General features: G+C 71.0%; 13 protein-coding genes and 1 rRNA gene. 3 read left to right on the top strand and 11 right to left on the bottom strand.

Going from position 1 to position 13992, the window contains the following annotated elements:
- Positions 1 to 95: ribosomal RNA gene (gene rrf / locus ACFY3N_RS23130) — 5S ribosomal RNA — on the top strand; the annotation flags it as partial.
- A 49-nt stretch (positions 96 to 144) separates the two neighbouring features.
- Here the strand turns inward: rrf and ACFY3N_RS23125 are convergent.
- The 10 genes from ACFY3N_RS23125 to ACFY3N_RS23080 all read right to left on the bottom strand — a co-directional run bounded on the left by ACFY3N_RS23125 (position 145) and on the right by ACFY3N_RS23080 (position 11165).
- Positions 145 to 816 (bottom strand): response regulator, encoded by a 672-nt coding sequence (locus tag ACFY3N_RS23125; RefSeq protein ID WP_390818585.1) that lies wholly within the window; start codon positions 814 to 816, stop codon positions 145 to 147.
- The gene (locus ACFY3N_RS23120; protein WP_390818584.1) at positions 813 to 2081 is read right to left on the bottom strand and encodes a sensor histidine kinase; all 1269 of its coding nucleotides are present in this window, start codon (positions 2079 to 2081) and stop codon (positions 813 to 815) included. Before ACFY3N_RS23120 ends, ACFY3N_RS23125 begins: the two co-directional genes overlap by 4 nt.
- A 45-nt stretch (positions 2082 to 2126) precedes the next feature.
- On the bottom strand, positions 2127 to 2894 hold the full coding sequence (locus ACFY3N_RS23115; protein ID WP_390818583.1) for an ABC transporter permease: 768 nt from the start codon (positions 2892 to 2894) through the stop codon (positions 2127 to 2129).
- On the bottom strand, positions 2891 to 3811 hold the full coding sequence (locus ACFY3N_RS23110; protein ID WP_390818582.1) for an ABC transporter ATP-binding protein: 921 nt from the start codon (positions 3809 to 3811) through the stop codon (positions 2891 to 2893). The genes ACFY3N_RS23115 and ACFY3N_RS23110 overlap by 4 nt, the downstream gene beginning before the upstream one ends.
- 186 nt (positions 3812 to 3997) lie before the next feature.
- Complete coding sequence (locus ACFY3N_RS23105) at positions 3998 to 5539, bottom strand: TraM recognition domain-containing protein (RefSeq protein ID WP_390818581.1); 1542 nt, start codon at positions 5537 to 5539, stop codon at positions 3998 to 4000.
- A gap of 10 nt (positions 5540 to 5549) precedes the next feature.
- A complete protein-coding gene (locus ACFY3N_RS23100) occupies positions 5550 to 6959 on the bottom strand; it encodes an ATP-binding protein (RefSeq protein WP_390818580.1) in 1410 nt (469 codons plus the stop codon).
- A 13-nt stretch (positions 6960 to 6972) separates the two neighbouring features.
- A complete protein-coding gene (locus ACFY3N_RS23095) occupies positions 6973 to 8532 on the bottom strand; it encodes an SCO6880 family protein (RefSeq protein WP_390818579.1) in 1560 nt (519 codons plus the stop codon).
- A complete protein-coding gene (locus ACFY3N_RS23090; RefSeq protein ID WP_390818577.1) occupies positions 8529 to 9860 on the bottom strand; it encodes a hypothetical protein in 1332 nt (443 codons plus the stop codon). The genes ACFY3N_RS23095 and ACFY3N_RS23090 overlap by 4 nt, the downstream gene beginning before the upstream one ends.
- The gene (locus ACFY3N_RS23085; protein WP_390818576.1) at positions 9850 to 10656 is read right to left on the bottom strand and encodes a hypothetical protein; all 807 of its coding nucleotides are present in this window, start codon (positions 10654 to 10656) and stop codon (positions 9850 to 9852) included. Before ACFY3N_RS23085 ends, ACFY3N_RS23090 begins: the two co-directional genes overlap by 11 nt.
- Before the next feature lie 200 nt (positions 10657 to 10856).
- Positions 10857 to 11165 carry a hypothetical protein gene (locus ACFY3N_RS23080; protein ID WP_004929725.1) on the bottom strand — a complete coding sequence of 103 codons (309 nt, stop codon included), beginning with the start codon at positions 11163 to 11165 and terminating at the stop codon, positions 10857 to 10859.
- Positions 11166 to 11616: 451 nt separating this feature from the next.
- On the opposite strand from ACFY3N_RS23080, the gene ACFY3N_RS23075 reads away from it, so the two are divergent.
- Entirely contained in the window at positions 11617 to 12561 is a 945-nt protein-coding gene (locus tag ACFY3N_RS23075) for an NlpC/P60 family protein (RefSeq protein WP_390818594.1), read from the top strand.
- A 213-nt stretch (positions 12562 to 12774) separates the two neighbouring features.
- Positions 12775 to 13482 (top strand): phosphatase PAP2 family protein, encoded by a 708-nt coding sequence (locus tag ACFY3N_RS23070; protein WP_390818593.1) that lies wholly within the window; start codon positions 12775 to 12777, stop codon positions 13480 to 13482.
- Positions 13483 to 13826: 344 nt separating this feature from the next.
- Here the strand turns inward: ACFY3N_RS23070 and ACFY3N_RS23065 are convergent, their stop codons facing one another.
- Complete coding sequence (locus ACFY3N_RS23065; protein WP_390818595.1) at positions 13827 to 13988, bottom strand: hypothetical protein; 162 nt, start codon at positions 13986 to 13988, stop codon at positions 13827 to 13829.
- Positions 13989 to 13992: the final 4 nt, after the last annotated feature.

Below are 13992 nucleotides of genomic sequence, written 5' to 3'. Positions count from 1 at the left end.
AAACGCCCGGTTACATTCCGAACCCGGAAGCTAAGCCTTACAGCGCCGATGGTACTGCAGGGGGGACCCTGTGGGAGAGTAGGACGCCGCCGAACAATTTGTGGGAAAACCCCGTACCGTTACCGGTGCGGGGTTTTCTGCGTTTCAGGACGGTTCCACCAGTTTCGTGTCGTACGCCAGGATCACCGCCTGGATGCGGTCCCGTGAGCCGGTCTTCGCGAGGATCCGGCCCACGTGGGTCTTCACCGTGGATTCGGCCAGGTGCAGGCGGGCGGCGATCTCGGCGTTCGTCCAGCCCTTTCCGATGACCGTGAGGATCTCGCGTTCCCGCTCGGTGAGGGCGGACAGGCGTGCGTCGGCGGAGGGAACGTCCACGGTGCCGTCGCCGGTCGGCAGGTGCTGGGCGTAGGCGTCGAGGAGGCGGCGGGTCAGACCGGGGGCGACGACCGCGTCCCCGCCCGCCACGGAGCGGATGCCGAAGAGGAGTTCCTCCGGCTGGGCGTCCTTGACGAGGAAGCCGGAGGCGCCCGCGCGGAGGCCGGCGTAGGCGTACTCGTCCAGGTCGAACGTCGTCAGGATGAGGACGCGGGTGCGGTCGCCGGTGGCGACGATGCGGCGGGTCGCCTCGATGCCGTCCAGGCCGGGCATGCGGATGTCCATCAGGACCACGTCGGGGTGCAGCTCCGCCGTCATGCGGATCGCTTCGGCGCCGTTCGCCGCCTCGCCCAGGACGGTGAGGTCGTCCTGGCTCTCCAGGAGCATGCGGAAGCCGAAGCGCTGGAGGGGCTGGTCGTCGGCGATGAGGACGGTGGTCACTGCGGGGATTCCTCCGGAAGGTGCAGACGGACGCGCCAGCCCTGCTCGGGCCGCGGTCGGGGGCCGGCCTCAAGTGTGCCGCCGTACAGGGCGGTTCGTTCACGCATGCCGGGGAGGCCGCGGCCGTCGGCGGGGGCGGTCGTCGTCGGGTTTCCCGTGTCGGTGACGGTGACCGTGACGGCGCCCTTGTCGCCGTAGCCGATGGAGATCTCCGAGGTCGCACCGGGACCGGCGTGCTTGAGGGTGTTGGTGAGGGCTTCCTGGATGACGCGGTAGACGGTGAGCTGGCGGCCCGGGGGAAGGGCGGCCCGGCCCTCGACGGTGGTGTGGACGGGCAGCCCCGCGCTGCGGACGCCGTTGATCAGCTGGTCCAGGTCGGCGAGGGCCGGCTGGGGGGCCAGGTCCGCGGGACGGGCCGCTGTCCCCTCGTCCCTCAGGACGTCCAGGAGGCGGCGTAGTTCGCCGAGGGCCTGGCGGCTGGTGGTGGAGATGGCGTCCAGGGCCTGGGCGGCGCGTTCCGGGGACTTGCCGGCCGCGTACTTGCCGCCGTCGGCGAGGCCCGTGATGACGGAGAGGTTGTGGCCGATGATGTCGTGCATCTCGCGGGCGATGCGGGCGCGTTCGGCGGCGGCGGCGAGTTGGGCCTGCTGGTCGCGCTCGACCTCCAGGCGGCGGGCGCGGTCCTCCAGGGCCTCGGTGTAGCTCTGGCGGGTGCGGACCGTGATGCCGATGAGGACGGCCACGAGGACGGACGTCAGCTGGGAGCCGATCTGCTGGCTCCACTCGCCCTCGCCGTAGCGGGCCGCGGAGACCGCCACGGGGACGAGCACCAGGGCCGGGGCCCACCACAGATGGCGCAGGGGCAGGCGCAGGGTGATGTGGTAGATGACGACGAGCTGGAGCAGCGCCGCCTGGAGCGTGACGCCGGACCAGGCGTTGACCAGGGCGAACGGGGCCATGACGAGCAGCACCGCCGCGGGGTGGGTGCGGCGCCGCAGGAGGGGGAGGGACAGACCCAGGCTCAGGGCGAGGAGGAGCCAGCCGGGGGCGTCCGGGTTGTGGGTGACGTTGCGCCAGCCGTCGCCGGTGTAGTCGACGAGGGCGGCCATCACCCAGAAGCCGGTGAAGTGCAGGTCCCACAGCAGCGGGTGGCGCCGGTCGAAGGCGCGCACCCACTGGTTGGCGCGTTGCAGGTACGGGGTGAGGGGTTCGGCCGTCCGTATCCCCGTCGGTGGAGCATCCTGGTGGTCCGTCACGGGGTCCATGGTCGTGGGCGTGTCCGCCGGGGGGAACACGGTGGGGCGCACGGGTCAGACGTCCCGGCGGCGCAGGGTGGTCGCGGCCGCGGCGAGGGAGGCCGCCGCCCACAGGGTGAGGGCGAGCAGGGACGTGCCCGGGGAGGCGGTGTCGGCGGCGGTGAGGGACTGCAGGGCCTGGGCGGGGAAGTGGTCGACGGCGTCGTCGACGACGGCGTACGGGAGCATCGCCAGGACCTCCGGCACGATCATGACGAGGCCGATGTACGCGCCGGTGGCGAGGGGTACCGAACGGGTCACGGCGCCGATGCCGAGGGCCGTGACGGCGAGGAGGGTGAGGGCGGCCGCGTTGCCGACGAGGCCGCGCAGGACGCCGGGGTCGCCGAGGGCGGCGGACTGGTCGGTGTCCGTGAGGAAGGCCTGGGCCAGCGGGAAGGTGAGCAGGTTGGTCCACAGGCACAGGGGGAAGGCGACGGCGGCCAGGACGGCGGCCTTGGACCACAGGACGGGCAGGCGGCGCGGTACGGCCGTCATGGTGGCCCGGATCTGGCCGGTGGAGTACTCGCCGGCGGTGGCGAGGATGCCCAGGACGGCCAGGTTGACGGTGGCGAACTGGGTGCCGAGGAGGACGAAGACGACCGTGTCGAGGCCGCCCTCGCCGGTGCCGTCGTAGGCCGCGCTGATGCCGATGCCCATGGCGAGGGTGAGGGCGCTGGTGGCGACGAGGTTGATCCAGGTGGAGCGGAGCGTCCACAGCTTGTGCCATTCGGAGCGCAGGACGTGGGCCGGGGTCACCCGGTGGGGCTGGACGGCGGTGGTCATGCGGCTGTTCCTTCCAGGGCGGCGGGATACTCGACCGCGTCGTGGGTGAGCTCCATGAACGCCTCCTCGAGGGAGGCGGTGTTCGGGGTGAGTTCGAAGAGGGGGATGCCGTGGGCGGCGGCCGTGCGGCCGATGTGCTCGGCGTCGGTGCCGTGCACGGTGAGGGTGCCGGGGGCGTCGGTGGTGACGGTGACTCCGGGCGCGGTGAGACGGCGTACGAGGTCGGCGGCGTCCGGGGTGACGACCTTGACGGTGCCCGCGCCCGAGTGGCGTACGAAGTCGGTGACCGTGGTGTCGGCGAGGAGCCGGCCGCGGCCGATGACGACCAGGTGGTCGGCGGTGAGGGCCGTCTCGCTCATCAGGTGGGAGGAGACCAGGACCGTACGGCCCTCGGCGGCCAGGGACTTGAGGAGGGTGCGGATCCACAGGACGCCCTCGGGGTCGAGGCCGTTGACCGGTTCGTCGAGGATGACCGTGGCCGGGTCGCCGAGGAGCGCGGTGGCGATGCCGAGGCGCTGGCCCATGCCGAGGGAGAAGCCCTTGACCCGGCGGTGGGCCACCTCGGTCAGGCCGGTCAGGCCCAGGACGTGTTCGACGCGGCTTTTCGGGATTCCGTGGGTGAGGGCGAGGGCGCGCAGGTGGTGGAAGGCGGTGCGGCCGGGGTGGACGGAGCGGGCTTCCAGCAGGGCGCCGACCGCGGTGAGGGGTGCGGGGTGGGCGGCGTAGGAGCGGCCGCCGACGGTGGCGCGGCCGCGGGTGGGGGCGTCCAGGCCGAGGATCATCCGCATGGTGGTGGACTTGCCGGCGCCGTTCGGGCCGAGGAAGCCGGTGACGGTGCCGGGGCGGACGGTGAAGGACAGGTCGGTGACGACGGTCCGGTCGCCGTAGCGCTTGGTGAGGTCCTGTGCCGTAATCATGCTTCGATGCTCGGCCGTGCGGGGGCCGCGGGCGTCGGACCGTCGGCCGCATTCCGGGTGGCGGGTGGTACCCCGGTACTACGGCGGCGGCCATGAGCGCCGTGCCCTTCGGGGACGGTGTGATCCGGCCGGTGCGCGCGGCGGAGCGGCGGGGGAGCGGGAGGTGGTCCTCGGGCGCTGACGCGCTTACACCGGCAGTTCGTCGTGGGGCCAGCGGGAGCGGGCCTGCTCGCGGGAGCGGAGCAGCGCCAGGGTGGGCAGGCCGCGGTCCGCGCCGGTGGCGAGCAGGTCCGGGAGCTGGGGGAGCGGGGCCACGGCCGCCACGTCGTCCAGGACGAGGGTGAGTGGTGGGTCGAGCCGACCGGAGGATGACCGTTCGGCCATGCGCCGGCCGTGCTCGACCACGTGTGAGGCGAGGGCCGTCAGCAGGGGCATCGCGCCCGGGCTGCTACGGGGATCCTCGATGGATTCACCCACGACATAAAGCGTGCCCCCTTCGTGGACGAAGGAATCCAAGGCGAGGGCATCATTTCGGTGGGGAGTGCACGCCTCGCGGACGTTGACGGTGGAGAGCGCGGCCAGGGCGCGGGTGGTCAGCTGCTGGGCCATGTCCCGGCGCTCGGGGTGCGCGGTGAGGGCCGCCTCGAGCTCGCCGGCGGCGCCGGGGGCGGCCTTGGGGCTGGTGCGGAGGATGCGTACGGCGTCGTGGACCTGGAGGCCCTGGGACCAGCGGTGGACGTGGCGGATCGTACGGCCGTCGACGGCGGCGGCGTGCACGTAGCTGCGGAGCAGGGTCTCGGCGGTGTCGCTCACCGCCTGGTCGAGGCGGGAGGCGGGACGGACGGGGGCGAGGAGTGCGGCTGCCCTGGCCTTGGCCGTGTCCTTGCCCTCGCAGCCGGCCGTGGGGGACCAGTGCAGGCGGGCCGGGGTGTCGCAGAGGTGGGTGGGGTCGTAGAGGTGGGTGGGGCCGAGTTTGGCGCGGGCGTCCTTGGTGTCGTGCCAGAGGGCGGGGTTGGAGGTGAGGACGAGGACGGGGCCCTCCGCGTCGCGTACGGCCCGGGCCGCGGTGGGGTGGCGGGTGGCCGGGGGGCCGTAGTGGATCCCCATGTCCTCGGAGCGGGGTGGTTCCCATCCGCCCGCCCGTTCGTCCTTGGAGAGGGGGGCGAACGCCGCTTCCTGCGGTGCGGGTGACTGCCGGGGTGCCGGGGTCCGCACCGGCTCCGGTGCGGGCGTCTCCTGCTCGGGTCCTCTCGGGGCCGGTACCTCGTGCGGTTGCGGCGTCGGCCGCGGTTCCCGCTCGGGCAGGTGCTCCGGCTGCCGCTGCGCGGTCCCCGTCGCCCGCTGTGCCCGGCGCCGGGCCCGTACCGCTCTCCAGCGGGCCACCGTGCCCACGGCGAACACCGTCAGGACGGCCAGGATCATCAGCTGGCCGATGAGCAGGCCCCAGAAGAGGCCGTACCCCGAGAGGGCGGAGTCCGGGGCGTCCGGCCAGGCGCCGGGGAGGTCCTGCGGGGCGGCGACGAGGTGGCGCATGGCCATCGGCGTGCGGGCGAAGGCGACGCCGGACGGCCAGTGGCCGTGGGCGAGGAGGCCCGCGAGGCCGGTGGCCGTCCACACCATCGTGGTGACGCCGATGAGGAACGCGAGGATGCCGATCAGCAGCCCGTCGGGGATGCCGCCGCCCTGGCCGCCGGCCCGGCCGTGCCCACGGTGATCGTCCGGTCTCACGCGTGCTCCCCTACGCCACCGTCGATTCGGAGTCGCCGACGTGCTGCTCCACGAAGGCCGCCGCCCGTTCCTCCGCCTCCCGTTCGGCGGCGCGCAGGGCGTCGTCGGAGAGGTCGGCGGAGGACTCCGTCATCGCGCGGTCGGTGAAGACCAGCGGGCGTTCGGTCTCGGTGACCAGGTGTTTGACCACCTGGACGTTGCCGTTGACGTCCCAGACGGCGATACCGGGGGTGAGGGTCGGGATGATCTCCACGGCCCACCTGGGCAGGCCGAGCACCCGGCCGGTCGCCCTCGCCTCGTCCGCCTTCTGGGCGTAGATGGTCCGGGTCGACGCCATCTTCAGGATGGCCGCCGCCTCCTTCGCCGCCGCCCCGTCCACCACGTCGGACAGGTGGTGGACGACCGCGACGAACGACAGACCGAGCCGTCGGCCGAACTTCAGCAGTCGCTGGAACAGCTGGGCCACGAAGGGGCTGTTGATGATGTGCCAGGCCTCCTCGACCAGGAAGATGCGCTTCTTCCGGTCGGGGCGGATCCAGGTGTGCTCCAGCCACACGCCGACGATCGCCATCAGGATCGGCATGGCGATGGAGTTGCGGTCGATGTGGGACAGGTCGAAGACGATGAGCGGCGCGTCCAGGTCGATGCCGACGGTCGTCGGGCCGTCGAACATGCCGCGCAGGTCACCGTCGACCAGACGGTCGAGGACCAGGGCGACGTCCAGGCCCCACGCCCGTACGTCGTCTATGGGGACGTTCATCGCCTCCGCCGACTCCGGTTCGGGGTGGCGCAGTCGCTCGACGATGTCGGAGAGGACCGGCTGGCGTTCGACGATGGACTCGTTGACGTAGGCGTGCGCGACCTTGAGGGCGAAGCCGGAACGCTCGTCCAGGCCGTGCCCCATCGCGACCTCGATGATGGTCCTCAGCAGCGCGAGCTGCCCGGTGGTGGTGATCGACGGGTCCAGGGGGTTGAGCCGGATGCCCTGGTCGAGCGCGGCCATCGGGTCCAGCCGGATCGGCGTTATCCCCAGCTCCTGGGCGATGAGGTTCCATTCGCCGGCGCCGTCCTCGCCCTGGGCGTCCAGGACGACGACCTGGCGGTCGCGGAAGCGGAGCTGGCGCAGGACGTACGTCTTCTCCAGGGCCGACTTGCCGTTGCCGGACTCGCCGAGGACCAGCCAGTGCGGGGCGGGGAGCTGCTGGCCGTAGAGCTGGAAGGGGTCGTAGATGTAGCCCTTGCCGGAGTAGACCTCGCGGCCGATGATGACGCCGGAGTCGCCGAGGCCGGGGGCGGCGGTCGGGAGGTAGACCGCCTGCGCCTGGCCCGTGGACGTGCGCACCGGCAGCCGTGTCGTCTCGACCTTCCCGAACAGGAAGGACGTGAAGGCGTCGGTGACGACGGACAGCGGATCCCGCATATCGGCTCAGCCCCTACCTTCGAATGCCGGTGGCGAACGGGAGTGTGTTCACGAACGCGCGGTGGTGCTCGCGGTCGCACCACTCCAGCTTCAGGTACGACTTTCCGGCCGACGCCCGTATGGTCCGCTTGTCGCGGGCCAGGGCCTCGGGATTGCGGGAGGAGACGGTGATGTAGCCGACCAGGTTGACGCCGGCCGCGCCGCTGGCGAGGTCCTCGCCGCGCTGGTCCAGGCGGCTGTGGGCGGCCATGTCGCGCGGGTCGACGGTGCGGTTCATCTTGGCGGCGCGGGACGCCTCCGCCACGTCGTTGGTCTTCTCGGTCAGCATCCGCTCGATGGCGATCTCGGTGGGTTCGAGGTCCATGGTGACGGCGACCGTGCGGATCACGTCCGGGGTGTGGACGAGCAGCGGGGCCAGGAAGTTGACGCCCACCGGGGTCATCGGCCACTCCTTGATCCAGGCCGTGGCGTGGCACCAGGGGGCGCGGGTGGCGGACTCGCGGGTCTTGGCCTGGAGGTAGGTGGGCTCCATGGCGTCCAGCTCGGCCGGCCAGGCGTTGCGCTGCGTCATCGCCTGGATGTGGTCGATCGGGTGGTCCGGGTCGTACATGCCGTGGATCAGCGAGGACAGCCTGCTCTGGCCGAGCGGCTGCCGTACGCGGATGTCGGCCTCCTGGAGCCGGGAGCAGATGTCGGTCAGCTCACGGGCCATGACGACGGCGAGCCCCGCGTCCCGGTCCACCTTGCCGCCGCCCTGGCTGCGCATCGCCCGCGCCATGGCGTTGGCCTCGGCGGCCAGTTCGCGCGTGTAGTGCATGCAGGCGACGAGGTAGGCGCGGTGCTGCTCGCTGCTGGTCGACACCATCGACTGGAGTTGGTCGTACGACTGCTGCAGCCACGGCGGCGACGTGGCGTCCCCGCGGACGGCGACGTCCTTGGCGTGGGCGTCGGGGTCGGCGGGCAGGGTGCGGGCCAGCATCTGGATGCGGGTCACGAAGCCGTCACCGTTGGCGACGTGCTTGAGCAGCGTGCCGAAGCGGTCGACGAGGGCTTCCTGGTCCTCGGAGTCGCGCAGGCCGACGCCCGGGCCCTCGATCTCGATGGCGGCGGTGACGGTCTTGCGGTCCGCGTGCAGCAGGACGGCGATCTCGTCCGGGCCGAAGGGGGCGGCGAGCCAGGTGATCCGCCCGATCCCGGGCGGCGGTCCGATCTCCACCTCGCGCCCGTCCAGCCGGGTGCCGGCCTCGACGGCGCCGGAGCGGTAGGTGGTGCCGCGGCGCACGGTGCGCTTGTAGCTGCGGTTGATCTCGAACCATTTGTAGAAGGTGCGGTGCTTGTACGGCACGTACACCGCGGCCAGCGCCAGCATCGGGAGGCCCGCGAGCAGCACGATCCGCACGGACAGGACGGGGACGAGCAGTCCGCACATCATGCCGAGGAACGCGCCCACGACGATCAGCGCGATCTCACCGGTCTCGCGATTACGGCCGACGATCGCGTTCGGCCGGGCGCGGCCGATCAGATACGTACGGCGGGGCGTGACCGGATGGGACACATGGGCCTCGGTCGTCAACGCCCTTCACCTCCCGTGCTGTTGGTACTGCTGTTGCGGGTGTTGCTGGCGTGGGGGGTGTTCACCGGGCTGCTCGAGCGGGGTGCGGGGGCGGGGACGGACCCGCCGCCGTTCGACGTGCGCGAGCTGTGCGCGGCGACTCCGCCGGAGGCGGGGTTGGAGGGGCGGGGGCCGGTGGACTGGCCTCCGCCGCCTCCGTGGTTGTTGTCGGCGCGGGTGCTGTGGGTCTTGATGCCCTGGGAGACCAGGCTTGCCGGGGAGCTCATGACCGCGGCGGCCTTGCCTTCGGCACCCTGCATGAGGCGGTTGTTGCGGGAGTTGGCCAGTTCGTCACCGAAGCCGGGGACGAAGCGGTAGATCATCGCGGAGGCGAAGATGGCGAGCAGGATGATCGCCAGTCCGGAGACCACGGCGGAGAAGGCGCCGGGCCCGTCCTCGGCGGACAGTGCCCCGGCGAGGCCGAGCACGATCACGATGACGGGCTTCACCAGGATCACGGCGATCATGATGCCCGCCCAGCGGCGGACGTGGCCCCACAGGTTCTTGTCCACGAGGCCGGCGTAGACGACGGTGCCGAGGAGGGCGCCGACGTAGAGCAGGGCGGCGCGGATGACCAGCTCCAGCCAGAGGACGCCGGCGGCGAGGATCGACACGAGGGAGACGACGATCAGCATGATCGGGCCGCCGCCGATGTCGTCGCCCTTTTCGAGGGCGGCGGAGAACGTGCCGAAGAACGTGTCCGTCTGGGCGCCGGTCGCCTTGGCCAGGACCTCGGAGACGCCGTCGGTCGCCGACACGACCGTGTAGAGGATCAGCGGGGTGAAGGCGGAGGCGAGCACGGTCAGCCAGAGGAAACCGATGGCTTCGGAGAGGGCGGTGGTGAAGGGGACACCGCGCACCGCCCGCTTGGTGACCGCAAGCAGCCAGAGCACAAGGGTGAGGATCGCCGATGCCGCGAAGACGATGGCGTACTGCTGACGGAACTGGGCGTTCGTGAAGTCGACGTTCGCGGTCTCGTCGACGGCTTTGCTGAGCTGCTTGATGGTCCAGGAGGCCGCGTCGGCACAGCCCTGGGCGAGGGAGGCGAGGGGGTCGAGGGCGGAGGTGGGGTCGTTGAGGGTGGAGGAGCCGCCGGTGGAGTCGCCGCCGCTTTCGCCTCGTTCGCAGTAGTCCTTGGCGGGGCCGACGATGAGGTCGCAGTTGTCGTCCGACGGCGTGGGCGACGGCGTGGGTGCCGCAGTGGCACGGGTCGCCAGCAGCAGGACAGAAGCCTGTACGGCTGTGAGGGCTGCGGCGATCCTGAGTACGCGGCGCGGGCTACCGGGCATAGGTGAAGCCTCCGTACTCCTGGACGGCCTTGGCCATCTCCTCGGCGGTGGACGCCTTCTCGTCTCCGGGGACGGGCGCGGGCCCGTTCTTCTGCGAGAAGCTGTCGACCTTCCAGTCGCCGTCTTCCCAGCGCAGCTGGAGCGACATGGTGAACCAGTCGCTGGTGACCGGGTTGGTCGTCTTCTCGCCGGCTGTACCGAACACCCCTGTGCACCAGACCTCGACGGTGGCGGCGGTGCCCGAGTAGTTCGTGACCTTGGTGCCGACGGGCATGGTGCGCGAGATGTAAGGGCTGCCCGCCGTCGCGTTGCCGTTTTCGTCGAGACCGAGGTTGCTCAGGAACTCCTTGGTGTACGCCTTGTTGAAGCGGTCTTCCAGGGAGGCCTGCTTGGCTGCGGCGAAGACCTGTCGGACGATCTCCGTCCGCCGCGCGGGCTTGAGGATGTCGGCGGAGACGAGCACCACCGCGTAGTTCGCCGCCGCGCTCTCCGCCCCCTGGCGGTCATGGGCGAAGCCCGACGGGATGCCGGCCGCCTTCGCGTCCACCGGCTTCTCCCCCGAAGGGGCCGTCGCCGCCGACTGGGGGGAGTCGCCGGAGCCGCCCTCCTCCTCGGCGGAATCGCCGCCTCCACGGTTCGCGAAGGCGATCGCCGCGATCAGGAGGACCACCACGCCGACCACCGTCACCAGGCTGCGCGACGACGAACGGCCGCCTCTGCGCGCGCCGCCGTACGGATCGCCGCCCCGTTCCGGCAGGCGGGTACGGGTCTGACCCGTGTCGTCTCCGAGACTCATACCGCGTACGCCCCCTCAGCGTCGTGCGGAAACACCTCGTACTCCGCGTACTCCATGTACGACGGTAGCCGTGCTGGTCCCCGCGCGGGCGCGGTGTGGTGACTGGACATCAGGGAAACGCAACCTCAGCCGGTGGGCACGACGGGCGGGTGGGATGGAGGGGGCGCCGGGCGCACCCGGTCGGGAGCGGTGGGGCGGGGTTACACGGCCATTCCGTACACGATGGTGAACAGCGTGCCGAGCGAGCCGATGATGAAGACGCCCGTGAGTCCCGCGATGATGAGGCCCTTGCCCTGTTCGGCACTGAACGTGTCCCTCAACGCGGTGGCGCCGATGCGCTGTTTGGCCGCCCCCCAGATGGCGATGCCCAGGCAGAGGAGGATGGCCACCGCCATGACCACTTCGATCATGATCTTGGCCTCGTTGCCCAGGCTGCCGAAGGGGCCCCAATCCGGAGCGATCCCGCCGATAATGGTGTTGATGTCTCCCTCGTCGGCCGCGAAGAACATGTAAGTCACCGCCCCTGTATGGGTAGTTCCGCATCCCCTGCGGTTGTGCAGAGGTCAAGCCTCATTGTCGCCGACGATGAGGCCGTCGCATGTCGACTTGGCGTCATCTGTTGGCGGGTTTCGTACGAATAGCTTGCCACCGGCGCGCGCCGGACTCCGGGAGGGGCGCGCTCCGACGGGTGAGAAGTCGTATCGTTACTCTATGTATCACGCAGAGTAACGTCGAGCAATGATGTGGGGCTCCGCGCGGTCCGGGAGGTGCCGCCGGGGCGCGAGACTTCGCCGCGCCCCGTGGCAACCGCGCCAAAGTGCCGCGTGATCATTCCGAAGGACGGGCGCCGCCTCTACACTGACGTGCGGCAGTGGACTGCCGGACAGCGAGGGGCGGTTGACGGTGCGCAAGGCATGGGTCGCGGCGGGGATCGCCGTCAGTTCCGCGCTCGCCTTCGTGATGCTGCTCGTCGTCGGGGTCTACGTGGTCGCCGGGAACCTCGTCAACGGGGTCGGCGGGGCGGCCAAGTCGCTGGCCAAGGGGAGCGTGCCGGCCGCGTACCAGGCGCTGGTGCAGAAGTGGGGCAATTCCTGTCCGGCCATCAACCCGGCGCTGCTCGCCGCCCAGCTCTACCAGGAGAGCGGGTTCAACCCGAGGGCGCAGAGCCATGCGGCGGCGCAGGGCATCGCCCAGTTCATCCCCGGTACGTGGGCCACGCACGGGATCGACGGGGACGGGGACGGGGACCGTGACGTGTGGGACCCGGCGGACGCGATCCCGTCGGCGGCGATGTACGACTGCGCGCTGGCGTCCTATGTGAAGGACGTCGGCGGGAATCTGACCGAAAACATGCTCGCCTCGTACAACGCCGGGGCGTATGCGGTGATCAAGTACGGGGGCGTCCCGCCGTACGAGGAGACGCAGAACTACGTCAAGCGGATCCGGGCGCTGGAGGACAGCTTCGCCGCGCCGGTGGGGCGGGTCGATCCGTCGAAGCAGGCCGCCGGGGCCATCGCGTACGCGCAGAAGAAGCTCGGGACGCTGTATCTGTGGGGCGGCAACGGTACGCCTGAGCAGGGCGGACGGTTCGACTGCTCGGGGCTGACCAAGGCGGCGTACGAGAGCGTGGGGATCACGCTGCCGCGGGTGGCGAACGACCAGTACAACGCCGGGCCGCATCCGAAGCGGGACGAACTGCTGCCGGGCGATCTGGTGTTCTTCTCGGACGACCTCACCAATTCCCGGGCCATCCGGCATGTGGGTATTTATGTCGGCGGCGGGTACATGATCGACGCGCCCCGGACCGGGGCCGTGATCCGATTCGACCCGATCGACACGCCTGACTACTTTGGTGCCACCCGCGTCACCGAGGATGGCGCGAAAGCACTCCCCACCACGGTGTGAGCGGAGCGTTAACCCTCCCCCTGAGCTGCGGAGACGCATCTCTCTTCGATAACGTCTGCGTGATCATTCGGTGGAGGGTGGAACGTATCGGCGGGGACCGTGCGTTCCTGTTGTCGTAGCCGAGCGAACGAGCGGATCTACGGACCACGGGGGTGGCAGGAGAGGCGTGCGAACCGTGCGCCGGGAGACATGACGAAGGGGCCGCGCAGCACCATGGCTGGACTCGCCGATTCCGGGTCGAACCCCGACGTCGACCTGCTCTACGACATCAACGGCCTGGCGAAGGCCGCGCCGCCGTGGTTCGACCACCTCATGGAGTTCGTGGGCGAGTACGGCCTGCTCTTCGCCTTGCTGGCGCTCCTGGCATGGTGCTGGTGGGGCGTCAGGCGACGGGGCGGCGAGGACGCGGCCCCGACCGTGGCGGCCCTGGTGTGGGCCCCGCTCGCGGCGGGCGTCGCGGTCCTGGTGAACGTGCCGATACGCGGGTTCGTGGAGAGGCGCCGGCCCTTCCTCGACCATGAGGGGCTCGAGGTCCTGGTCGACGGCAAGAACGACTACTCGTTCGTCAGCGACCACGCGACGCTCTGCATGTCGCTGGCGGTGGGGCTGTTCCTGGTCAACCGGCGGCTCGGGATCATCGGCCTGGTGCTGGGGCTGCTGGGCGGGTTCATCCGGGTCTACATGGGTGTGCACTACCCGACGGACGTCGTGGGTGGGCTCGCGCTCGGTACGGCCGTCACCCTGCTGCTCTCGCCGCTCGCCATGGCGCTGCTGACGCCGTTGATGCGGGCGATCGAGCGGTCGCCGCGGGGTGGGTGGCTGGTTTCCGCGCGGGGGCGGCGGTGGGTCGAGCGGGGGCAGGTCGCTCCGGGTGCCCGGAACGGGGCGGCGGGGGCGGAGGAGCGGGACTTGGCGGCCTGAGCCGCCGCTGTTCGTCGGCGTACTGCTTCCGTTGCTGGGCGTGGGGTGTTCGCGCAGCCCGGCGTTTGCGGGGTGCCTCCCCCACTCCCGACTTCTCCCCCACTCTCGACTTCTCCCCCACTCTCGACTTCTCCCCCACTCTCGACTTCGCTCGAGCGGGGGGACCCCCATGAGCGGGGGGACCCCATGAGCGGGGGACCCCCATCGCCCACCCGTGCCGCCCTGGGGGTACCTCCCAGGCCCTTGAGGCACTGAGTGAGGCCGACTGCCCGCAGTTACTTGGCGGGTGGGCGCCCCAGCGGTATGGCTGCCCGCAGTTGTGCGGTGGCCGTGCCCCGGTGACGTCACTCCCCGGTGTGGTTCTCGGCGTCTTTTCTGGCCTGGCTTCTGGCTCTTCTGGCCGGGCCCCGCCAGCCGCAGGTGCAGTGGGCCGTGCAGAAAGGGCCCTGTTCGGTGGTGGTCGTGGTGTGGGGCGCGGAGGTCGGCTCGTCGTCCTGGTGCGGCACGTCG

The sequence above is a fragment of the Streptomyces sp. NPDC000348 genome, assembly GCF_042898795.1.
GTDB lineage: Bacteria > Actinomycetota > Actinomycetes > Streptomycetales > Streptomycetaceae > Streptomyces.
Note: the sequence above shows the minus strand (reverse complement) of the source record. Positions and strands in the feature narration are given on the sequence as shown.

What these genes read in the sequence shown, in the direction of transcription:
- ACFY3N_RS23070 (WP_390818593.1), top strand. Translation starts at nt 12,775, where the DNA reads ATGGCTGGACTCGCCGATTCCGGGTCGAACCCCGACGTCGACCTGCTC.
- ACFY3N_RS23100 (WP_390818580.1), bottom strand. Translation starts at nt 6,959, where the DNA reads ATGCGGGATCCGCTGTCCGTCGTCACCGACGCCTTCACGTCCTTCCTG.
- ACFY3N_RS23080 (WP_004929725.1), bottom strand. Translation starts at nt 11,165, where the DNA reads ATGTTCTTCGCGGCCGACGAGGGAGACATCAACACCATTATCGGCGGG.
- ACFY3N_RS23075 (WP_390818594.1), top strand. Translation starts at nt 11,617, where the DNA reads ATGCTGCTCGTCGTCGGGGTCTACGTGGTCGCCGGGAACCTCGTCAAC.
- ACFY3N_RS23110 (WP_390818582.1), bottom strand. Translation starts at nt 3,811, where the DNA reads ATGATTACGGCACAGGACCTCACCAAGCGCTACGGCGACCGGACCGTC.
- ACFY3N_RS23085 (WP_390818576.1), bottom strand. Translation starts at nt 10,656, where the DNA reads ATGAGTCTCGGAGACGACACGGGTCAGACCCGTACCCGCCTGCCGGAA.
- ACFY3N_RS23090 (WP_390818577.1), bottom strand. Translation starts at nt 9,860, where the DNA reads ATGCCCGGTAGCCCGCGCCGCGTACTCAGGATCGCCGCAGCCCTCACA.
- ACFY3N_RS23115 (WP_390818583.1), bottom strand. Translation starts at nt 2,894, where the DNA reads ATGACCACCGCCGTCCAGCCCCACCGGGTGACCCCGGCCCACGTCCTG.
- ACFY3N_RS23120 (WP_390818584.1), bottom strand. Translation starts at nt 2,081, where the DNA reads ATGGACCCCGTGACGGACCACCAGGATGCTCCACCGACGGGGATACGG.